This is a genomic window from Patescibacteria group bacterium, assembly GCA_028692545.1.
Lineage (GTDB): Bacteria > Patescibacteriota > Patescibacteriia > UBA1558 > S5-K13 > STD2-204.
In genome coordinates this window covers 1-23,618 of sequence record JAQUXC010000005.1, presented here as the reverse complement: position 1 = coordinate 23,618, position 23,618 = coordinate 1, and the positions used below count along the sequence as shown (strand labels likewise).

General features: G+C 28.3%; 24 protein-coding genes. All 24 read right to left on the bottom strand.

The features are described 5' to 3' along the window. Positions 1-71: 71 nt before the first annotated feature. Positions 72-422, bottom strand: coding sequence for a DUF2304 family protein (locus tag PHZ07_02835; GenBank protein ID MDD3284507.1), 351 nt, complete (start codon positions 420-422; stop codon positions 72-74). Next, positions 419-1,096: a glycosyltransferase family 2 protein gene (locus PHZ07_02830; GenBank protein MDD3284506.1), complete on the bottom strand. Its 678-nt coding sequence runs from the start codon at positions 1,094-1,096 to the stop codon at positions 419-421. The genes PHZ07_02835 and PHZ07_02830 overlap by 4 nt, the downstream gene beginning before the upstream one ends. After that, positions 1,083-2,138, bottom strand: coding sequence for a UDP-glucose 4-epimerase GalE (galE, locus tag PHZ07_02825; protein MDD3284505.1), 1,056 nt, complete (start codon positions 2,136-2,138; stop codon positions 1,083-1,085). The genes PHZ07_02830 and galE overlap by 14 nt, the downstream gene beginning before the upstream one ends. A gap of 170 nt (positions 2,139-2,308) precedes the next feature. Beyond that, positions 2,309-3,466: a methionine adenosyltransferase gene (metK, locus tag PHZ07_02820; protein MDD3284504.1), complete on the bottom strand. Its 1,158-nt coding sequence runs from the start codon at positions 3,464-3,466 to the stop codon at positions 2,309-2,311. Positions 3,467-3,519: 53 nt separating this feature from the next. Continuing rightward, complete coding sequence (locus PHZ07_02815; GenBank protein MDD3284503.1) at positions 3,520-4,548, bottom strand: GDP-mannose 4,6-dehydratase; 1,029 nt, start codon at positions 4,546-4,548, stop codon at positions 3,520-3,522. 49 nt (positions 4,549-4,597) lie between these two features. Beyond that, positions 4,598-5,038: a GtrA family protein gene (locus tag PHZ07_02810; protein MDD3284502.1), complete on the bottom strand. Its 441-nt coding sequence runs from the start codon at positions 5,036-5,038 to the stop codon at positions 4,598-4,600. Beyond that, complete coding sequence (locus PHZ07_02805; GenBank protein ID MDD3284501.1) at positions 5,028-7,217, bottom strand: S8 family peptidase; 2,190 nt, start codon at positions 7,215-7,217, stop codon at positions 5,028-5,030. The genes PHZ07_02810 and PHZ07_02805 overlap by 11 nt, the downstream gene beginning before the upstream one ends. A 90-nt stretch (positions 7,218-7,307) precedes the next feature. Then, the gene (locus PHZ07_02800) at positions 7,308-8,750 is read right to left on the bottom strand and encodes a flippase (GenBank protein MDD3284500.1); all 1,443 of its coding nucleotides are present in this window, start codon (positions 8,748-8,750) and stop codon (positions 7,308-7,310) included. 68 nt (positions 8,751-8,818) lie between these two features. Beyond that, complete coding sequence (gene rpsI, locus PHZ07_02795) at positions 8,819-9,229, bottom strand: 30S ribosomal protein S9 (GenBank protein MDD3284499.1); 411 nt, start codon at positions 9,227-9,229, stop codon at positions 8,819-8,821. A gap of 77 nt (positions 9,230-9,306) precedes the next feature. Then, a complete protein-coding gene (gene rplM / locus PHZ07_02790; protein MDD3284498.1) occupies positions 9,307-9,663 on the bottom strand; it encodes a 50S ribosomal protein L13 in 357 nt (118 codons plus the stop codon). A gap of 5 nt (positions 9,664-9,668) precedes the next feature. Continuing rightward, entirely contained in the window at positions 9,669-10,022 is a 354-nt protein-coding gene (rplQ, locus tag PHZ07_02785) for a 50S ribosomal protein L17 (protein MDD3284497.1), read from the bottom strand. 72 nt (positions 10,023-10,094) lie between these two features. After that, the gene (rpoA, locus tag PHZ07_02780) at positions 10,095-10,940 is read right to left on the bottom strand and encodes a DNA-directed RNA polymerase subunit alpha (protein ID MDD3284496.1); all 846 of its coding nucleotides are present in this window, start codon (positions 10,938-10,940) and stop codon (positions 10,095-10,097) included. A gap of 38 nt (positions 10,941-10,978) precedes the next feature. After that, positions 10,979-11,611 carry a 30S ribosomal protein S4 gene (rpsD, locus tag PHZ07_02775; GenBank protein ID MDD3284495.1) on the bottom strand — a complete coding sequence of 211 codons (633 nt, stop codon included), beginning with the start codon at positions 11,609-11,611 and terminating at the stop codon, positions 10,979-10,981. A 42-nt stretch (positions 11,612-11,653) separates the two neighbouring features. Beyond that, positions 11,654-12,040, bottom strand: coding sequence for a 30S ribosomal protein S11 (gene rpsK / locus PHZ07_02770; GenBank protein MDD3284494.1), 387 nt, complete (start codon positions 12,038-12,040; stop codon positions 11,654-11,656). Positions 12,041-12,065: 25 nt separating this feature from the next. Continuing rightward, positions 12,066-12,455 carry a 30S ribosomal protein S13 gene (gene rpsM / locus PHZ07_02765; GenBank protein ID MDD3284493.1) on the bottom strand — a complete coding sequence of 130 codons (390 nt, stop codon included), beginning with the start codon at positions 12,453-12,455 and terminating at the stop codon, positions 12,066-12,068. 101 nt (positions 12,456-12,556) lie between these two features. After that, positions 12,557-12,670, bottom strand: a complete 114-nt coding sequence (gene rpmJ / locus PHZ07_02760; GenBank protein MDD3284492.1) for a 50S ribosomal protein L36 — start codon at positions 12,668-12,670, stop codon at positions 12,557-12,559. Between the two features lie 48 nt (positions 12,671-12,718). Continuing rightward, on the bottom strand, positions 12,719-12,958 hold the full coding sequence (gene infA / locus PHZ07_02755) for a translation initiation factor IF-1 (GenBank protein MDD3284491.1): 240 nt from the start codon (positions 12,956-12,958) through the stop codon (positions 12,719-12,721). 219 nt (positions 12,959-13,177) lie between these two features. After that, the gene (locus PHZ07_02750; GenBank protein MDD3284490.1) at positions 13,178-15,391 is read right to left on the bottom strand and encodes a serine protease; all 2,214 of its coding nucleotides are present in this window, start codon (positions 15,389-15,391) and stop codon (positions 13,178-13,180) included. Between the two features lie 26 nt (positions 15,392-15,417). Then, positions 15,418-16,662, bottom strand: coding sequence for a DUF1015 family protein (locus PHZ07_02745; protein MDD3284489.1), 1,245 nt, complete (start codon positions 16,660-16,662; stop codon positions 15,418-15,420). A gap of 280 nt (positions 16,663-16,942) precedes the next feature. Beyond that, a complete protein-coding gene (locus PHZ07_02740) occupies positions 16,943-18,259 on the bottom strand; it encodes a fibronectin type III domain-containing protein (protein ID MDD3284488.1) in 1,317 nt (438 codons plus the stop codon). Between the two features lie 70 nt (positions 18,260-18,329). Next, a complete protein-coding gene (locus PHZ07_02735) occupies positions 18,330-20,108 on the bottom strand; it encodes an alanine--tRNA ligase (protein ID MDD3284487.1) in 1,779 nt (592 codons plus the stop codon). A gap of 69 nt (positions 20,109-20,177) precedes the next feature. Continuing rightward, positions 20,178-20,594: a GxxExxY protein gene (locus tag PHZ07_02730; GenBank protein MDD3284486.1), complete on the bottom strand. Its 417-nt coding sequence runs from the start codon at positions 20,592-20,594 to the stop codon at positions 20,178-20,180. 172 nt (positions 20,595-20,766) lie between these two features. Then, positions 20,767-21,225: a hypothetical protein gene (locus tag PHZ07_02725; protein MDD3284485.1), complete on the bottom strand. Its 459-nt coding sequence runs from the start codon at positions 21,223-21,225 to the stop codon at positions 20,767-20,769. A gap of 296 nt (positions 21,226-21,521) precedes the next feature. Continuing rightward, complete coding sequence (locus PHZ07_02720) at positions 21,522-23,360, bottom strand: FlgD immunoglobulin-like domain containing protein (GenBank protein ID MDD3284484.1); 1,839 nt, start codon at positions 23,358-23,360, stop codon at positions 21,522-21,524. Positions 23,361-23,618 lie beyond the last annotated feature (258 nt).

Here is a 23,618-nt window from a genome sequence, read left to right as displayed (position 1 = left end):
TTTGTTATTGTGTGTCACATAATTTTTATTTTGATCTATTTAGATTTTGTATTATTTATTAAATACATTATCTAACGGGTTTCATCTTTTCTATTGTCCTCTGCTTTTGAAATTGCAATACTTCTTGTAATTTTTGTAATATCTGCATTTATTCTTTCAAATTTGGCAAGAATTTTGAATATTAAATAAAATATTACTATTATTGAAGCATAAATCATCAAATCAGCACCACGACCTATACCAAGTGTTTTTGCAAATTGCGTAGATAATTCTGGTTTGTAAAAAACTATTCCAACACTTATCCATAATATACTCCATAATAGGAAATTCAAAGTTGAAATTTTTCCAGACTTTTTGGTTTGGAATAATTTTATAAGTGTTGATAGTATAAATATTGTTATTATTATTCTTAAAAATATCATTTTATTATTTTTTTTATTAATAAATCTTTTACTATATCAATTCCTCCTGAAAAATTTTGTCCAAATCTATTGTATATCACAGTCATTGGAACTTCTTTTATTTTCAATTTATATTTAAATGCTTTGTGTAATATTTCGCTGCAATGTGCTTTTCTGTCTTGTTTTATAATTATTTTTCTTGCGGCATCAGCTGTCATAGCACGAAATCCACTTTGAGGATCTGTGGTATTTATTCCCATTATTAATTTATTTGTTATTCTAGCCATTGGAAAAAGAATTTTTTCTTTTAATAATGGTATTTTTGATTTCTTTTCCAAAAATCTTGATCCAAAAACAATATCATAATCATCATTTATAATTGGATTTATTAAGTCACTTATTTCTTCTACTAAAAATTGTCCATCTGCATCAAAGTGAACTATAATATCAGCTCCATTTTTTAAAGCATAATCATTTCCAGTTTGAAGTGATGCGCCTTGATCTCTGTTTATAATATGTTTCAAAAGTACTACTGGATATTTTTTTATTATTTCTGATGTATTGTCAGATGATGAGTCATCTATTACTACAACATTGTTATATTTTTGAATTAATTTATCCAAAACAGGAGCAATGTTTTTTTCTTCATTCCAAGCTGGTATTACAATAAAAATTTTTGGATTATCTTTGTTCATTAATATATTTTTCCCAATTCCATGCAGAAAGTAATGCCTCATCTATTGTCTTTTCTGCTTTCCAATTAAGTTCTTTATTTGCAAGACTTACATCGGCATATGAAATAGCTATATCTCCATCACGTCTTTCTGTTATAGAATAATTTAATTTTGTACCACTTACTTTTTCAAATATTTTTATTATTTCAAGTACAGAAGTTCCTTGTCCTGTTCCAATATTAAATACTTCATAATTATTTTTGTTTTTGTTTTGAATTAATCTATTCAACGCTGATATATGTGCATGTGCTAAATCTACTATATGAATATAATCTCTTATGCATGATCCATCAGGAGTATTGTAATCATTTCCAAAAATTTTTAGCTCTTTTCTTTTACCAATAGCAGTTTGAGTTATAAATGGTATCAAATTTGCAGGTGTGCCTATTGGCAATTCTCCAATAAGTGATGAATCGTGAGATCCTATAGGATTGAAATATCTAAGTGAAATTATATTAAAATTTTTATCAGTTTTTGATAAATCTTCCAAAATTTGCTCACTCATTATTTTTGTACTTCCATAAGGACAAGTTGCTTTTTTTGTAGGACTATTTTCTGTGACAGGAAATTTATCAGCTTCTCCATATACAGTTGCGGAAGATGAAAAAATAAAATTTGATATTTTGTGATTTTTCATTTCTTCTAATATATTTACTAATCCCAAAACATTATTTCTATAATATTTTAGTGGTTGTTCTATAGATTCAGCTACAGATTTGTAGGCCGCAAAATGTATAATAGCTTCTATGTCTTGGTTTTTATCAAAAAAATTTTTTAATTTTTTCGTATCTAATATATCTAATTTTTCAAATTTTGGTTTTTTGCCAGTAATTTTTTTTATACCATCAAGTACTTTGATATTAGAATTTGATAAATTATCAATTATAACAACATCAAAACCACTATTTTGTAATTCTACAATAGTGTGAGATCCTATATAGCCCGTGCCACCAGTAATTAATATTTTCAATCCGTTAGATATTTTTTTGTTATTGTGTGTCATATAACTTTATTTTGACCCATTTAAATTTTGTATTATTTATTTAAATACATTATCTAACGGATTTCATATATTCTTATTAATTAACAATTTTCAATTTATAATTTACTAAATGTATTTGAATTATTGATAATTGGAAATTCAATTCAAATTGAAAATTAAAAAATGTGAATTTATTTTATGTATTGTTTTAATTCATTTACTTTATCCAATTTTTCCCAAGGAAGATTTAAATCATTTCTTCCAAAATGACCATAAGTTGCTGTCTGAGCATATATTGGTCTTAGAAGATCTAGATTATTTATAATTCCAGAAGGGGTAAAGTCAAAATGTTTCTTTACTATTTGTTCTAATTCTTCATCAGATAATTTGCTTGTTCCAAATGTATTTACCATTATAGAAACTGGTTCTGGATATCCTATTGCATAAGATATTTCTATTTCTACTCTATCTGCGAGTCCAGCAGCTACTACATTTTTTGCTACATATCTAGCCATATAAGCACCACTTCTATCTTGTTTGTTTGGACTTTTTCCAGAGAAACATCCACCACCGTGGCGACCCATTCCTCCATAGCTATCTACTATTATTTTTCTTCCAGTAAGTCCAGTATCTGCAGCAGGACCACCACTTACAAATCTTCCAGTTTCATTTATTAAAATTTTTGTATCTTCAACAAAATATTCTCCAAGTATTGGTTTTATAACATGTTCAACAATATCAGCTCTTAATTTTGTCAAATCTACATCTGGATTATGTTGAGCAGCTACTACAACTGTATTTACAGATTTTGGTTTTCCGTCCTCATATTCTACTGTAACCTGAGATTTTCCATCTGGCCTTAGATATGCCAAAGTTCCATTTTTTCTTACTTCCGCAAGTTTTTTTGTAAGTCTATGAGCCAAAGTTATTGGAAGTGGCATAAGTTCTGGGGTTTCATTACAAGCATAACCAAACATCATTCCTTGATCTCCTGCACCCATGCTTTTGTGATCACCTTGATTTTCATCTTCGCCTTGAGCGATGTCTGGTGATTGTGGATCAATAGCTGTAAGTACAGAACAACTCTGATAATCAATACCATAATTTGGATTGTTGTAACCTATTTCTTTCAAAGTATCTCTTACTATTTTTCTTATATCTACATATATATTTGTAGTGATTTCTCCTCCTACTAGTACCAATCCGGTAGTTGTAAAAGATTCACAACAACAATGTCCATGTGGATCCTGTTCTAATATTGTGTCTAATACTTTGTCGCTTATTTGGTCACAAATTTTATCTGGGTGACCTTCTGTTACTGATTCTGATGTAAAAAAATATTTTGTCATATGTTTCTTTATCTAGTTGAGTTAAAGTCAATAATCTAGATTTATTATATTATTTATAAGTTTAATTTGTTAGGTGTAAGCATAGTTCTTTCTCTTTGGATATGATCTATTGTTTTTCTAAGTCCATCTTCTAGTCTTGTCATAGGCATCCATCCAAAGAGTTCTTTTGCTTTTGTAATATCTGGAATTAATCTTCTTTGAATATTATCTAAATCATTCTCAAACACGATTTTTGATTTTGAGCCAATTAATTCTATTATTTTTTCTGCTACTTTTTTTATTTCTATTTCTTCTGGATTTCCAATATTTAGTGGTTCAAAAAAAGGAGTATCCATATCTTTTAGTAGTGCGTCTATTACATCTTCTATGTAACAAAATGTGCTTGTTTTGTTTTCAGAACCATAGATTACTAAATCTTTGTTTTCAAATGCACAATTTATAAAATCAGGAATGAGTCTTCCATCATTTGTTATCATTTTTGGTCCATATGTATAAAAAATTCTTACAATACTTATATCTAAATTATACTTTTTATGATAATTATACACCATCATTTCGGCAAATTTTTTTCCTTCATTATATGGTGCACGAGATTCTAAATGATTTATTTTTCCAATATAAGATTCATCTACAAGACCATCTACATCTTCAGCGTCTCCATATACTGCAGATGTTGAAGTAAATAGAAACCTAGATTCATATTTTTTTGCTAATTCTAATGAATTTTTTAAAGCAATAGAATTTGCATCTATAGTTTCTATTGAATATTTGTCAGAATCTTTATATGACGTAGGACATGCAAGATATATTATATCTTGTATACCTTGGAATTCTATCCTAAATTTTTTTAATTCTTCTATTTTTTCAAGATCTATTTTTTCACTCATATCATGTTTTATAAGTTCAAAATCAGGAAATTGTAGTACGGAATGTATATTTTCATAATTTCCAGTAACAAAACTATCTATGCATATCACTTTATTATTTTGCAGTAAATGTTCTATCAAATTTGATCCTATAAATCCAGCACCTCCTATTACCAATATGTTTTTTTTGTCAAATATTACTTGTTTTTTAGTCATATTTTTATTGTCCAGTTAATCGAGTTTAGTTCGATTGATCTGAATAAATTTATTTATTATCTTTTATATTTTTAAAAATTAATATTTTATACATAGAAAAGTTCCATATAGCACCTATTATTACACCAACTATTTTACCATATATATCATTATTTTGTATTCCTATATAATTTATAAAAATAAATAATGATATTTGATAAATTATCAAAGATACTAATGTTATTGTAAAAAATTTTATATATTTTATATTATTATTGTTTTTACTTTGATCTTCAAATGCGAATTTTTTATTTAAAATAAAACTTATTATATTTGCACATAAAAATGATATAAAATTTGCAATTAAATAATATTTTTTTTGTATATCAAATCCTCTAGTAAGAATAATATATATAGAAAAATCAATACTAGCATTTATTAATCCAATTATACCAAATTTTATAATCTGAAATAATAATTTTTTATATTTATTAAGGTTGTTAATGTTCATTTTGAATGTATGTTGTTAAATTTATACCCTTTAAATTATTATTTTCATATGCAAAAAATTGTTTTATTAAATCACCGTTCATATTAAAAATTCTTATATGTGATTTTGCTCCAGTACCAATGTAAGTAATTATTTCTTTTTCATAATCTGCATTTATGTCAATTACTTGTGTTTTTATTTCTTTTCTTAAGTCATTTGCATAAGATAGAAAATTCATTATAATTTCACCATTTGCATCATATATTGAAATCATTGGTTCGTCATCTTGCATTGGACTTAAAACTATTTCATCTTTTTTATCTTTATCTAAATCTCCACAAGATATATTGAGACCACCTCTAAAACTAGTTTTTCCAGCAAAAAATTGACCCTTTAATTTTCCATCTTTATTAAATATTCTTACATGCGGGCCACCACCAGTTTTTGCAGTTACGACTATTTCATTATTAAAATCTCCATCTGGATCACATAATGCAACATTTACACCACCTCTAAAATTTTCACCATAAACAAGAAATTTATTTAATAAATTTCCACTTATATCATATATTGACACTTCTGGCTTATATCCAGATGAAGATCCTATTATTATTTTGTCTCTTCTATTTGAATAAAGGTCTCCCGTTGTTATGCTAATGGGATTTTTATAATCTATTGTAAAATTATTTATCAGATTCCATTTTTGATCATATATGGATATATTTGTTCCTTTCTGATCTGTTTTTGATAATATTAATTCTTGTTTTCCATCACCATTTAAATCTCCCGAGGCTATGTTGTAGGTATAGAATTTATTATCATCATCTATTTTGTATGTTTCGTTTTTGTCTGTTTTTTGATTGAAGTTTTTGATTTCAAAATTTGTTCCAGTACTAGGTATAGTAATAATGGATATAATTTTATTCATTGCTATTTTTCGTGCCAATATTACAGCTTTGTTGGCATCAAGAAGTCCAGCGCCTATTTTATTTCTTTTGCTAAAATTTGTAAAAGATATATCTTTTGCACTATCTTTTATTATTTTATATATTTCAGAAATTGAAAAACTTGGGTCTATTGATTTTATAAGGGCAACAGTAGCACTTACGAGTGGAGTTGAAACAGAAGTACCAGACAAATTTTTTATATATTTTTCAGTAAATCCTCTTATAGTTGGTTGATAAACCTGTGTGCTTACAAAGTTTTCACCAGGAGCCATAATATCAATACATTTTTCTCCGTAATTTGAAAAAAAAGATATTTTATTTTCATTATTTATAGATCCTACGCCAAATACGGTATTGTCATTAAAATCATTGCATATTGGATATCTCGGGTCTAAATCTAAATCTATACCTATTGAATTTTCATTGCCAGATGCTGCTATAACAGCCACTCCAGCTTTATATGCACGTCTAATTGCATCTGATAATATTTCATCGTTGTTTTTACCGACAAAACTTAGATTAATAATATCAGCTCCGTTTTTTGTAGCATAATCAATTGCTCTTGCTACGTTATAAGTATTTCCTTGTCCTTGACTATCAATAGCTCTAAGAGACATTATTTTTGCTCCCCATGAAGCTCCTGCAATACCCTCTTTATTATTTGTAACGGCAGATACTATTCCTGCTATAATGGTTCCATGATTTACAGCATATTCTTTATAGCCAACACTAATTTTTACATTATTGTCAGATGTATTATTTACAAAATCCCATCCATAAACATCATCTACATATCCATTTTGATCATTATCTATTCCGTCATTCGGGATTTCGTATTTATTGATCCATATATTGTTTTTTAGATCAGGATGTTTTAAATCTACTCCAGTATCTATAACAGCTATTGTTATATTTTGAGTATTTCTAGCAAATGTCCAAGCAAGATCTATATTTGTATCTTTTAAATATTTTTGTTCTGAAAAAATAGCATCATTTGGTAATATTGCTATATTATAGTTATGATTTTCAGATACTATTTCTACATCATCATTTTTTTCATATTCTGACTTTATCTTCTGAATACTCTCATTATTATCAAATTTAATTTTATATATTTGATTAGAATTTTTTAGTTTTATAAGTATTTCTTTTGTGTCCTGATTTTCTGCATTTACACAAAAAAATCCCAATATATATATAATCGGTAATACTACCAAAAACTTCCTGATTTTATTTTTTAAAACAGGCTTCATATACTTGATTATACGATATTTTTTATTTAATAGCAAAAATAGATAAACACATTTTTCTTGTTTATTTATAGGTTATTTTTGTGGTTTTGTTTATGTTTTTCTGAGACTTTTTATATAAGATAAATCTTTTTTTGTGAATATTTTTAATATATAAGCTGTTAATGTGTAAATTGTAGCTCCTATAGTTATAACAAAGAGTAAATTAATTTTATTTTCAAGATATTTTATTGACAATACCATAATTGTACAAGCTATTAGTATTTTTATAATATTTATTATAATTTCCTTGTAATGAATATTTATAATTTTTTTGCAGGTTATTGTATTTAGAATAAGGTATGTAAGAGTTGATATTATTGATGCCATAGCTGCTCCATTTTGTGAATATAATTTTATAAGAGTAAAGTTGAATATTATACTTACAAGCATTGTTATACCTATATTTATAGTGTGTTTTTTTTGTAAATTTGTAGCATTTAAAAGTGCTCCCATTGGAAACGTAACAAATAAAAATGGGATACTAGAAATTAAAATTTGTAATGTAAGTATTGCACCATAAAAGTCATATCCATAAATTTTTAATATAATTGGATTTGTAAGGGAAATTATTCCTACTGATATAGGAAAACTTATTATCAAAAGATATATAATACTTTTATTAAATATATTCTCTAATTTTTCTTTTTCATAATGGAAAAAGTGTGTAAACGCTGGGTATAGTGATGCAGAAAAAGCTAATGGAATAAATTGAAATGCAAAAGTGATTTTATATGCTAAGCCATAATATCCAAGAGCTTTTTCAGTTGCTAATTTTGACAAAAATACAGAATCTATACTTCCAGATATTCTCATAAAAATTCCAGCAATTGCAAATGGACAAGTTGTTACTAGTAATAATTTTATGAATTCTTTGTCAAATTTAGGGCTAATATTTATTTTATATTTTTTTATAAGAATTATTGAGGAATATATAAAATTAAATATACTTGCAACTAATAATACTATGAGCAATAAAAGTGGTTCTTGCGTCTTTTGTAGCATGAAATATCCAGTTGTTATTACTATTAATTGAAATAATATAGAAGAAATACTTTCATATTTTAAGTTGTGTTTTCCTCTTATTACAGCAAAAAAAGTAATAGTAAAACTATCAATGATCATTGTAATCATTGATAAATATATCATATTTTTCAAATATTGATTGTAATTTAGAATATTGGAAAATATAAATATTGCAATGATTATTAAAAGTGTGCTTAATATTTTTACCCCCAATACATTACTAAGTAATTTTTGATGTGACTCTTTATTTTTTGCTATTTCTCTATTTATAAGACTTGATAATCCAAGATCTATAAATACAGAAAAAATAGTTACAAAAGAAACAGCAAAAAAATATTTTGCAGTACCTATTGAGCCTATTTTTGATGCTAAATAAGAAAAATATGTAAATGAGATTACTTTTTGTATAACAAGGGCTATTGTATAATAACCTGTATTTTTTATTAATTTATTTGATGGTGAATTATTCATTTTTTTATTATATCACACAACAAACAAAAAACTCTATTTTTATAGAGTTTTTTGTGTATATTATATATTTAACGTTTTGCCCACTGTGGTGCTTTTCTTGCTCTTTTTAATCCTGGTTTCTTTCTTTCTTTTGCTCTTGGATCTCTTGTTAAAAATCCTTGACTTTTTAGAGATTTTCTAGCCTCAGGATCCATTTTTACAAGACATCTAGATATACCAAGTCTTATAGCTTCTGCTTGACTATTTTTTCCACCACCTTTTACTTTTATGGTTATTTTATTTTTTCCTGTTTGACTTAATAAGTTTAATGATTCTACAACAATTTCACTCATGGCACTATCTTTGAAATAGTCATCTACAGTTTTATCATTTAAAGTTACATCACCTTTTTCATGATAAATCCTTACAGTAGCTATAGATGTTTTTCTTTTGCCTACTGCATATATATATGTGTCTGTTGTTTTTTCTTTATTTTCCATAATTTTATACTAATATGTGATGCTAATATACTAATTCATACTTCAGCCCAAGGCTGATCCGCCTTTGTATATTGGTATTACTTGTTAATTTTTAATCTTGCTATCATTTTTGCTCTTAACTTATTTTTTGGTAACATATTATTTACTGCTTTTCTAAGTATTACATCAATTTTTTGTGGTAACATATCTCTTAGCCTTTCTGATTTCAAATTACCAACATAGCCAGTATGTCTATGATAAATATTTTTTTCTATTTTATTACCAGTAAATTTTATTTTTGAAGCATTTTCAATATTTACATCAGCACCAGAATCTATATTAGGTTGATAATCTACCTTGGTTTTACCCATCAAAAGCATAGCAATTTTTGTAGCTAGCCTTCCAACGCTTTGATCTGTTGCATCTATTGTAATTTTTTCTCTTTTAATATCCATATTATTTATTTTGTAAATGTTATATAAACCATTTCAGCCCCATCACCTATTCTTTTTTCTGCTTTTATTATTTTTAGATATCCACCATTTTGATTTTCAAATTTTGGGCCATATACTTCAAGTAATTTTTTTATTGCTTGTTTTGAATTTAATTTTGTCTTTAAATATCTTTGAGTGGTAAGATTATTTTTTGATGATTTTGTTATTAGCTTTTCTATATAAGATTTTATTACTTTTGCTTTTGCGGATGTTGTTTTGACTTTTTCAAATAAAACAACCTGACCAGCTAGATTTTTTATTAATGCTGTTCTAGGTCCTATTTTTCTATCTAAAATTTTATTCTTGTTTTGATGTCTCATATATTAGCTTGTAGCTTTTAGCTTTTAGCTGTCAGCATTTCTAAGCTGATAGCTGATAACTGATAGCCATCCTTATTTTTTAGATTTTTTTTCTTTCTTATCTATCTTGTCTATTTTTTTTTCTTTTTTTTCAACTTTTTCTTTTTTTTCTTTCTTGTCTACCTTAACTTTAGCGGATGTAGGCTTTTCTGCTTTTTCCTTTTTTTCAATTATTGGTTCTTCAATTTCTGGTTCTTTTTGATCAATAAGAGCGAAATGACTCATTAATATCTTTATAGATCTTAATATTGCTTCTTCTGGTTGAATAGATCCATCTGTCTCTACTTTCATGACTAATTTTTCATAATCAGTCTTTTTACCAACACGAACCGCTTCTACACTAAAACTTACATTTACTATGGGACTAAATAATGAATCTAAGCTTATTTCATTTACTGCCAAATCTTCATATCCACTTTTTTCTTCTACCATTACATACCCTCTTCCTTTTTCAGCTGTAAATTCAATGTCCAACTCTGCTTTTTTATCTGTAAGATGAGCTATTACTAAATCAGGGTTTACAACTTCTAACTGTGCATTTTTCTCTATATCACCAGCTTTTACTTCATTTTCTCCAGTTATTTTTAATCTAAATTTTATAGGTTCATCTGAATATGATTTTACTCTAATTTTTTTTATATTTAAAATAAGTTCTACTATATCTTCTTTTAGATATGGTAGTGTAGAAAATTCATGACTTACATCTTTTATTTTTACTTTTGTAATTGCAGAACCAACTAAAGAAGATAAAAGAACTCTACGAAGTGAGTTGGCAATGGTTATTCCATAACCAGGAAATAATGGTTCTATTATTATTTCTTTTTGATTTTCTTTTACTTTTTTATATTCTATTTTTTGTGGTAAAGCTATATTGTCCATTTTTGTTTTGTTAAATTTGTAATTTATAAAAATTAAATTTATCTAGAATAAAACTCAATTATAAGAGAAGTATTTATAGATTTTTCAAGTTCTTCATAGTCTGGACTGCCAATAACTTGTGCAGTAAGATTTTTTGTATCTACATTTAACCATGTTGGCATATCTTTTTCATTTTTTAGAGATTCTTTAAGTTTTTCCCAATATTTATCCTTTAATTTATTTTCTTTTACTGATATTTTATCTCCAATTCTCAATTCATAAGATGATATATTAACACTTTTGTCATTTATTTTTAAATGATTATGACTAATTATCTGTTTTGCAGTATTTCTAGAATTAGCTAATTTGCATCTATATACTATGTTGTCAAATCTATTTTCCAATTTATTTGTTATAATACGTCCTGCATCTCCTTTGCTTTGTAAAGCTTTTTTTACTAATATTGCAAATGGTTTTTCCAACATTCCGTAAGTTCTTTTTGTTTTTTGCTTTTCTCTAAGCTGTTTTCCATATGCTGAGAGTTTTGTCATTGATTTTTTTGGACCATGAACTCCTGGCTTATAATTTTTTTTGATCATGGCACATTTAGAAGACATACATCTTTCCCCTTTGAGTAGTAGTTTTTGGCCTTCTGCTCTACATAGTTTACATTTTGAACTGATTTTTCTCATTTATTTGAATTATTTTAATTAAATAATTTATTTTATTTTATATTAAACTCTTCTTGGTTTTGGTGGTCTGCAACCATTGTGTGGGATAGGAGTAATATCTTTGATGGACATAATATTTAATCCATTTGAATGAAGTGCTCTTATTGCTCCTTCTCTTCCTGCACCAACTCCTTTTACAAATACATCTACTTCTTCAAGTCCAACAGTTTTTGCTTTTGCTATTATTTCACGGCAGATGACTTCAGCTGCATACGGAGTTGCTTTTTTTGGACCTTTGAAACCCATAGCTCCAGCAGAACCCCAAACTAAAGTATTACCATTTTGATCGGTAAGAGTTATTATTGTATTGTTGTAGCTTGCACTAATATGTGCTTGTCCTTTTTTTACTACAACTTTTTTCTTTTTTTTTGTTGTCTTATTTTTAATCATAATTAAAGTATAATTTTAATAATTTTTATGTTTTTTGTGCAGCGCCTTTCTTTCCAGATGTAGCAACTCCTCTTTTATTTCCTCTAACTGTTCTTGAATTTGTCTTTGTTCTTTGTCCTCTTGCAGGTAAATGTTTTGCATGTCTTGTGCCTTTGTAAGATTTTATATCTTTCATTATTTTTATATTCATCATAACTTCACGTCTCAAATCACCTTCTACTTTGTGTTCTTTTTCTACAGCATCTCTTAGCTTATTTATATCTTCCTCTGATAAATCTTTTACTCTAGTATCTGGATTTACTTTTGTCTTTTCTAATATTTTTTTGGATGTTTGTTTTCCTATTCCATAAACATAAGTAAGAGCAATTTCTGTTCTTTTATTATTTGGTAAATTTATTCCTGCTATTCTAGCCATAATATTTTAATTTTGAATTATTAATTTCTAATTTCTAATAAATTATTGAATTAATTAATTTTAAAATTCATTCAAAATTCTTAACTCATCATTCATCATTTTTAACCTTGTCTTTGTTTGTGCTTTGGATTTTTGCATATACAAACCAAGCGACCTTCTCTTCTAATCACTTTACAATCTCTACATATTTTTTTTACTGATGGTCTAACCTTCATATTATTATAATATAATAAATTACTTAATTTTTTTGATTTTATTGTCTATTAATATCTGTATGTTATTCTGCCATGATCCAAGTCATATGGTGTCATTTGTATTTTTACCTTATCCCCAGGCAAAAGTCTAATTTTAAACATTCTCATTTTGCCTGATAAATATGCCAATATTTCATGTCCATTTTCAAGCTCTACTTTGAATTGTGTTGCAGGTAAGGATTCTAATATAACTCCATCTAACTCTATAAAATCTTTACTCGTATTGTTTGTTTGTTTGTTTTGTTTCATTAGCTATAAATAAAATATCCGCCTCCGCATTTAATGCCAAGCGGATAGCAAATAAGTAATATTTTTCAACAAAAATATTAATAATAAAAATGAATTATTATTATATAGATTATAACCAATTTAAAAATATTGTCAAGAACATCTAACGACTACATTACATAAAATCAGAAATTGTAATCAAAATGTTATTTTTATTTATAATCTTATAATTAAATAATACTAATTTTTTTCTATTTTGTCAAGATTGGCATTTGTTATTCCAAGTGACAAACTTGTAAATAAATCCATCAAATTTGCCCAAGTTACTTCATGTCTTTTACCTTCCATATCAACATACCATATGCGTCCCTTATCTTCAACCTGTAGCAATAATTGGCCTTTTAAACGATTTCCTGTAGCTGTAGTGAAATTATCAGTATATACAGGTATTTGAGCCAAATCATTGTTGTTGATACCAAGAGCAAGTGTTTCAAATAAATTCAAGGCATTTGCAAATGTGACTTCATATCTTTTTCCATTTTTTGGATTTACATACCATATTCTTCCGCCATCCTCTACTTGTAATAATAATTCACCTTTTAATCTGTTACTAAGATTCTTATCATAAATTTTATTATTATAAGTGTCGGTGTTATTATTTGTTTCTGTGTTTGTGTTTGTTGGTTCACTATCATTTGGAATATTTGTAAGAGAGAATGTTTTTAACATTTCATTGAATTCTGTTTTTGCTTTGTTTATTTTTGAAGCATCATTTCCATAGAATGAAAGTGAGATGTCGATGTATTCATTTTCTGTTTTTATAAGATATTCTAATGTGTGAATTATTTTTGAATTTGTAGTTACTTTGTTAATTTCGTATTCTATCATTACTACATCAGTTAGCTCTTTATTCAAATTATAATGAGCATTTGAAGTAATTAATTTGTTCTCAAAATCAAAGTAAGATCCCATTTGGTTTGCTGTCTGTAATATTTGTTGTACGTATGTCAAATATTCATCATTATTGAAATTTTTTGTATTGTCATCAGTTTTTTCTATACTAATATTTACAAAAAAATCTTTGTCGGTTTTGTTTAATATTTTTATTGGGTTTGATTTTGAATTTAATAATTGAATTGGCAAATTGTTTGTTGTCTTTATACTAAATATTGGATTTTCATTTACGTATTCATAAGTTTCAAGAAATGCTAAACTGGAATCTCTTGTTATAAGAGAATTTATCATATTGTCTATAATTGTTTTATCTTTATCATCTGTACCATAATTATAAGTTACTTCTACTAATCTATTTTGTACTGGTAAAAGGTATATATTTTGCATCACATCCATAGAAGAAATTAATAATTTTTTACCTTGCCTTCCATTTATGGTAATATCTTCTATTTTATTGAAATTTATAGCTGTTGGTATCGTGATTGTATTTTTGTATATTGAAACAATGCTATCTAAATCAAGTAAATATGGATAATTTGATATTTGTAGGATAAGCATTCCACTATCTTCATCGTTTTCATTGTATATTGCTACCATGTTTTCTTGTTCAAATAAAAACTTCCAATCATCAGGCTTTGCAATTACTATATATGGATTAGATGTATTAATGAATGAATTTGAAGTTTTTAATATATTTTGTTTTTTAATAAGGTCTTTCGTTTTGTCTAATAAATTATTGGTTTTTGGAACAGTGTTTTTGTTTTCATTTATCCAAGAATTTAGAGATATAATATTTATAATATATCCTAAACTTCCAACAGTATCTGAACCCACTTCACTCGTTATTCCTATTACGTTTCCATTTTCATCTATTGCAGCACCACCTGAATTTCCAAATGATATTATTGCATCAGTTTTTATCCAATTATTATTATATTTTGTTTCTTTTCCGCTTATAATGCCTTTTGTAATAGTTATAGTATTTCCACCTATCGCTGGATAGCCGAGTGCTATTACTTCATCGTTTATATTTGTAGTATCAGTTTCATTTAAATTTAAATATGGAAAATTTTGATTTATAGTACTTAGATTTTCTATTTGTTCTAATTGAAGAAGTGCAATATCTAAATTTTCATTTCCTGCTATAAATTTAGCGCTATATTTACATTCTGGTTCAATGCCTATTTCTTGAGAAATACATATTTGATAAGATGTATCTATTTCAGTGCCATCAAAATTATCTAAAGGCATTATCACATGATAATTTGTAAGTATAAGGCCGTTTTTGTTTATTATAATTCCAGAGCCAGATCCATATTTTGTAAGATAATTTGATTCATCATTATAAAATGTATGAATTTGAACAATTGCTTTGAAGGCATCTTGTTTTGGTAATTCGCTTGGATCTGTTATATATTCTTCGGCCTTTATAGATTTCAAACTTATAAAAAGCGAAATCATTAAAATCGGAAAGATAACAAAAAATTTTACTTTTTTCATTTTGTTTATTTTATTTTAAACTCAAATTAATACAAATGAATTACCATTCCAGAACGGAGTTTTGGTTCAAACCAAGTGGATTTTGGTGGCATAATTTCTCCAGCATCAGCAATATTCATAAGTTCTTCGATTGAAGTAGGAAACATTGAGAAAGCTACTGCTTCACCATTGTCAACTCTATTTTTTAATTCATCAAGTCCTCTTATTCCACCTACAAAATCAATTCTTTTGTCTTTTCTTGGATCCTCTATTCCTAGAATTGGATTTAATAAATTGTCTTGCAAAATAGAAACATCGAGTGATTTTATAACATCATTTTTGTCATAAGTTCCTTCTTTTGTGCTAATCTTGTACCAAGTATGATCCAAATACATTCCAAATGTATGAATTGATTCTGGTTTATAGGAATTTTCTTTTGAGAACTCTTCGACTTCAAATTTTTCTTTTACATTTACCAAAAATTCCTCTTTATTTAGTCCATTTAAATCCTTTACAATTCTATTGTAGTCCATTATGTATAAATGATTGTGTGGAAAAAGTACTGATAAAAAGAAATTATATTCTTCATCGCCTCTATGATTTGGATTTGCTTCTCTTCTTTGCTTTCCAACAAGTGCACCGGAGGCAGCTCGGTGATGACCGTCTGCAATATAGGTATAATCAATTCTAGAAAAAATATTTACGATTTTTGCAATAATCGCATCATCACTTATTTTCCAAAATGAATTTGCTACACCATTATCTGCTACAAAATCATAAACTGGAGAATTATCTTGCATAAAACTGTTTACTATTTCATTTATATCTTCTCTTGCCTTGTATGTAAGAAAAACTGGGCCAGCATTTGCATTTATTGTATCAGTATGTCTTATGCGATCTGCTTCTTTGTCAGCACGAGTTTTTTCGTGTTTTTTGATAATATTATTTTCATAATCGGAAACGCTAGAACATGCAACAATTCCTGTTTCATCGATATTACCCATTACGAGTCTGTAAATATAAAGACATGGCTTATCATCAAGTACAAATATTCCATCACTTACCATTTTTTGAAAATTTTCTTTTGCTTTTACATAAACTCTATCATCATACAAGTCAATATCTTTTTCTAAATCAACTTCTGGTTTTGTAACATGAAGAAAACTATTTGGTTTGTCTTTTACATATTCTCTTGCTTCATCTGAGTTTAATACGTCATAAGGTGGAGCTGAAAATTCTTTTACTAGCTCTAGTTTTGGTCGAAGTCCTTTGAAAGCTTTGATAGTGGCCATAAGTTTTACATTAATTATTTGTAAATAAAAATATCTATATTAATTGTAGCATAATAAACTTAATATTTAAAAAAGGTTTTGTTATTTTTCAACTCTTTTCTAGAAAAGAGTTGAGCAGAAAAGTCGCGAGAGTACAAAAATTTTTAAATTTATCATTTCGTCAAGCTAAAACTTCAAATGTTACCTATCGGTAACTTGAAGTTTCTTTACGCTTGATTACACTCAAATTTTTGAAAATTTTTGTAAGCTCACAGATAAACTCACAAATTTAATGATTATTTTAAATATTACCATCTTCAATTTTGTCAAGATTATCATTTGTTATTCCAAGTGACAAACTTGTAAATAAATCCATTAAATTTACCCAAGTAACTTCGTGTTTTATGCCATTTGAATCTATATACCATATTCTTCCTTTGTCCTCCACCTGTAATAATAATTTCCCCTTTAATTTATTGCCAAGTGTTGTTGATTTTGTATTTGATATTTGATTTAGATCTTTATTTGTTATTCCAAGTGATAATTTTTGAAATATCAATAAAGCATTAGTAAAAGTTACCTCATATTTTTGTTGATTACTTGGATTTACGTACCATATTCTTCCCTTATCTTCTACGCCTAATAATAATTTACCTTTTAATTTATTAGATAATTCTTTATCTGGATTTATTATTTTTTTTGTTGTAAATGAAAATGTTTCTGATTCTACTATACTATTAGTACTTCTTTTTGAATATATTCTAAAATAATATGTTGTATTTGGATTTAGATGGTTTAGAAGTAATTCGTGATTTTTTAAAAAATTATCATCTTTTGAAACTGTTCCTATGTCATTATTTGTATTTTTTGTTCCATATAATAAATATGATTGGTCATCTTCGTAGGAGTTCCATGTTATCTTTGCTGAGTCTTTAGTTGTATTGATTTGTATATTATAGATTAAATCTGAAGATAGTTCTTTATCAAGTGTAGTAAATTCATATATTTGAGATTCAGTTGCACCGTTATTAATAATTCCATATTGTATTTTAAAGTAATATTTTGAATTATGTATAAGGTTATTTATTGTTAATTCGTGATTTTTTGTATAAGTTGGGTCTTGAGATACTATGTTTATATCATTATCTGTATTTTTCATACCCCACAAAATATACGATTTATATAAATTATTTGAATCCCAAATTATTTTTGCAGAGTTTTCGGTTGTATTAATTTGTATATTATAGATTAAATCAGAAGATGTTGTATCTTCGAGTGTAGTAAAGGTATACACAGCAGACTCCATTATATTACTACTATTTGTTCTAGATAAAATTTTATAATAATAAGTTGTGTTTGGAGCTAGATTGTTTATTGTAATCGAATGAACCGTTGTATAAGTTGGGTCTTGAGATACTATGTTTATATCATTATCTGTATTTTTCATACCCCACAAAATATATGATTTATCTAATTCATTTGAGTTCCATGTTATTGTTGTAGAATTTTGAGATGTTTGAATTTGAACATTTGAAATTAGATCTGAGGCCGATATACTTTTTGTTGAAATTGTGATAAGTAATAACAATAACAATGAGAATACTAATAATTTTTTCATTTTTTTATTTTTAATTTATTAAATATACTTTTCTAATTTTATTATTATATTATTATGTATAAAATAAATATTATTCCAACACTGCTTTTATTCTTCTAACTCCTTGTGAACAAGCTTCTTCTTTTATTATTCTAAAATGTCCAAGCTCATTTGTATTTTGTACGTGAGGACCGCCACAAATTTCTTTGCTAAAATTTCCTATTGCATAAACATTTACCTGGTCTCCATATTTGTTTCCAAAAAGTCCTATTGCGCCACTATTTTTTGCTTCTTCAATTGGTTTGAGTTCACAAATTATTGAGAGAGATTCATTTATCTTTTGATTTACTAGATCTTCTATCATTTGTAATTGATCAGGTGTTAATTTATTAGGATGAGAAAAGTCAAAACGCATTCTCTCAGCAGTAAGATTTGAACCACGTTGTTCTACATGAGTTCCTAAGGTCTCACGAAGTGCCTGGTGAAGTAGATGAGTCGCAGTGTGGTATTTTGTCACTATTTCACTGTGATCTGCAAGTCCTCCTTTAAACATACCCTCAGAAGCTGTGCGTGAAAGCTCTTTATGTTTTTTAAATTCAGAATTGAATTCATTTATATCAAAATTTAATCCTTTTTCTTTTATTAGGTCTGTTGTCATTTCAAGTGGAAATCCATAAGTTGAATAAAGTTTGAAAGCATCAGCACCTGTGATTTTTTCTAATTTGTTAAACTCTTTTAAACCATTGTCCAATGTTTTTTTGAATTGTTCTTCTTCTTTTACTATTTGATTTATTATAAAGTCTTTATTATTTTTTAATTCAGGATAAATATTGCTCATTAAATTAATAACAACTTCTGCAATTTTGAAACAAAAAACATCTTTTATATTTAATAATTTTCCATGACGAATTGCATTTCTTATCAAACGCCTAACAACATAACCTTGATTTACATTTGATGGAGCAATTCCCAAATCATCACCCATTACAAAAACTGCACTTCTGATATGATCTGAAATTATGCGAATTGATTTTAATTGTTCATCATTTGGATTTGAAATATTTGCTAAATTTTTTATTTCATCAACAATTGGAATAAACAAATCTGTATCATAAACATTGTCTAAATTATTTAGAACTGTTGTTGCACGTTCCAAGCCAAAGCCAGTATCAATTTGTGGTTTGTCTAGTTTTTTGTAAGTTCCGTCCAAATTTTTGTAATAAAACATAAAAACATCATTCCAGATTTCTATGTATTTTCCGCAGTGACATCCAGGTTTGCAATTATCAGAGCATTTGTCATATCCAGTGTCTACAAACATTTCACTATCAGGTCCACATGGCCCACTTGAACCAACTGGCCCCCAAAAATTATCATCTTTAGGAAGTGCAAATATTTTTTCATTTTCATTTGCCTTTATTCCAATTGAGTCAAAACATTCTTGCCAAATTTTTATAGCTTCAATATCTTTTTCTATATCTTTGTCACCTTCAAAAACTGTGACATATAATTTGTTTGGATCAATTCCAAGCCATTTTTTACTTGTCAAAAATTCAAAGCTGTATTTTATGGCTTCTTGTTTTCCATATTTTCCTAGTGGCCAATTGCCAAGCATTTCAAAAAAAGTAAGATGAGAATTATCTCCAACACATTCTATATCTCCAGTTCTTACACATTTTTGGCAATTTACAATCGCGTTGTTTGCAGGATGATCTTCACCCAAAAGAAATGGAATAAGCGGTTGCATTCCAGCAGTATTGAAAAGTGTTGTAGAGTCATTTTCAGGAATTAGAGAAGCGCTAGGAAGTTCTACATGTCCATGTTCAACAAAAAATTCTATGTATTTTTGTCGGATTTCTCGTGATTGCATATATACTAATTATAATACTAATATACTAATTTATACCAATTATACGAATGAATGGATAATACTAATATACTAATTTATACCAATTATACGAATGAATGGATATAAAAATTTTTTGTGTGATTCTGTGTCAATACGCACTATTCTTTTGGGTCTTAAATATTGACTTCTAAAATTAATTAATATTCCTAATTTTATTTTTAACATTTGTAAGTATCGTTGTACTTGATAATAATCATCTTTGTTTATTGTCTCTTTTGCTTTTAATTCCAGTATAATTTTGTCCTCTATGAGAAAATCGACAATATTTCTTGTACCTGGAAAAATTAATTCTTTTTTATATTCTATATGTGCTTCTTTTAACTTTTTTTCTAAAGCATCTCCATATTGTTTTTCTTTGCAATATTTACCTAATTCATTATGAGTTTCAAAGCATAAACCGACAACAGAATAAGAGAGATTTTTAAAAATCACTTTATCGCTTTTCATTTTTTTATAAATTATTATTTATAATATATATAAATTTGGCATTTGTATGATTGGCATGCCATTTGTATATTGGTATTACAATAATGAGTTTATTTTATATTCTAAGCCAATAAAAGTCAAAAAGGAAGCCCATGTAAAATGAATTACACGGGCCTTAAAATGTGTTTTGTTGTTATATTGTTTGGTTTTGAACTGTCTCATCGCAAAAAGAGATTATTCTTTCTATTGAGACTTCCAAAGAGTTGGAATTTTCGTCGTACCCAATAGACAGTTTAGATAAAAACGGGATATTGATGGTTTTTTCTATAGGAGTTGAAATATCTCCTTTTAGCTCAATTTTATCTACATATTTGTTTTTTTTATCCTCAATTTCTGAGAATATCTCACATAACATTGTAAATTGATTTTTTGTTGTTATAAGAACTTCAAACTTGAATACATAATTTCCTAAGAAATATGAAGACATTCTAAGTTCTAATTTTTCACCTGGTCTAAATGGAATTCTTTGTGAACAGGAGTTTGCCTTGCAGATAAGTAGAAACACTATATAGAGAAATACTACTAGGCATACTAATCCAACAATGCCTATTGTAATTCCCATATAGTATTCTGAGGTTTTTGTTGTAGCCATGAGGCTAATACAAAAAAACATTACCATAAAGAAAAGAAAAAGTTTTTTGCTATTCACGATATGCATGATAATCCTCCATTATCTTAATTGTATTTTGATTTCTTATTATCATAATTTATAAACAATGTCAAAATAAAAGTCCTATGAGTAAAATAAAGTCCACCCCCAGAGTGGCTCACCCCGGGAGTGTTTTGCAAAAAAAGAAAACCCTTCGTCAATTGCTGACTTGGGGTTTTCAAGGTTTTGTATTCATCACTCAATCGCTTATGTATTTAAGCAAATGAGTGAATGAAGAGTTATTTCATCATGATCATCTTTCGGGTGGAACTGTATTTTCCAGCATTCAATTTGTAGTAGTATATACCGCTGGAAACAGACTGTCCGGAGTTGTCAGTACCGTTCCAGATTATCTGGTGGGTACCGGCAGTTTTGGTTTCATTGACCAAGGTCTTTACCAACTGTCCCTTCACATTGTAAATGTTGAGGGACGCTTTGCCTGCTTTGGGCAGATTGAAAGAAATGGTAGTTTCCGGGTTGAAGGGATTCGGGAAGTTTTGGTGTAAGACCGGAGTGGCAGGGGTGACAATGGAAGGATCATCATTGGCGGTATATTGAGCCAAGCTACGCGCCTGGACATCAATACGAGTCAAGCCTTCAGGGATTATGAATTGGATCTGAGTTCGATCCATTTGTATCCGTTCAGGTTCAATTGTCTGAGACTCACTACTCCAACGGAGGTTTTCACCACCGTTCATGAAGATGACTGTATTCCAGTCTTCTCCGTTAGGTAACTGGCCGAAGACACCAATACAATTGCCATTCGTGTCAACTGTTATGGTATTCCCGGTTTGTGTGTATGTAGAACCGATGACATTTGGCCAGGTGCCGTCATACGGAAGGCCAATGCCAAGGTTCTGCACCAGTGGTTCTTGGGGATGATTGAGGTATACATTCCCCAACCATTGGTCGAACATATTGTTCGGGTAGAAAAAAATCACCGATGACCTGGATATGTTTGGGGCAGAATTGTTGTTAAAATTCGTCCCATACAAATTTATGTTATTAACATTGTATTGTTGGCACATATCCAGATCAGCTTGAGTAAACAAGGAATCCCCATTTACATCAAGCTTGATGGCTTGATACGGGTGATAGACTCGCTCATATTGAGCAGATTCGGTTGACATCCCAAACAATGAACTGTAGTTCCCAATTGTAGCCGAAGTGTATTCACTTTGGATTTCGTTGGGATTCAGATGGGTTTGTATCACCGTTTCATATAAAAACGATGCGTCTACTCCAGTTACATTAGGAGATGTCCATGACATCTGAAAATTGCTGTATTCAGGATGCCATGCCCAAACTAAACCAGGTAGATAATCTGTAACAAAAAAGTTACCATTACCTGGATTGATTTGTCCAAGAGTACCCCCAAATATAGTCTGGGAGTTAAAGGCAATTGCGGAGTTTTCAACTGAATTCGGAAGAGCGTTCAGTGTCAGACAACTCCAGAAACTCTGTCCAGGGTAAACCCAGAAGTTGTCCTGGTAGTAATTTTGATAAATTTCTACCGGGTTTACAAATGGGGCCATGGACAACTTGTGCATAGATTGCCAGACATTAATGATATGATAAATGTTGTCTTGGCAGGGTCCGATCATGTTGACGAAGTAGGTTTCCCCAGTGTTTTGTCCGGTCACTTGGAAGTTTCCGGAATTGCACAATCCAAGGCAGAACCTTGCTCCGCCGTCGGAATTTTCCCAAACGTTACCCATCACTACAAAGGTTTTGCTGGATCCGGGATTAATTACGCTTGCGATGTTGAAGTTTAAGTTGAATATGGAATGTTCGGTAGGGTACCAAATTCCATCATCACTATACATAGAAAATTGTATGTTTGGGTTTTGAGCCGTAAGATTGATATTCCAGCAGGAGAAACTTACATGCTGCAGGATTACCGGTTCTGTTTCACTGTTTTCCACAGTGAATGTTACGAATGGAATATCATCCGCCGTTGTAAGAACATCTGTGGTTGTTTGTTCTGCGCCGTTGACCATGTTGGTCAGGTATGCATTGACAGAACTTAGGGAAACGAAAGTCGCTAATATAGCGACAAGTAGGAATAGTTTTCTCATTTTTACCTCCAATGAGAGTTTTTTGGTTTTTTTATCTATATTTTTTCGATTAAAATCGAAATATTATTGTCAAATAGCAGGACATAACAGAATATATAATAGTATCATATTATTGACATAAAGTCAATGAGTTGTACAGTTAACACTAATAGGTAACACTTGGTATACTTAGGGGTAACACTGTTAACTAATAAACAAATATATGCCTTTAAAACCAAGTTATCCAAAAGAAAAGCGAGTTTTATGGTATTTAGGAGT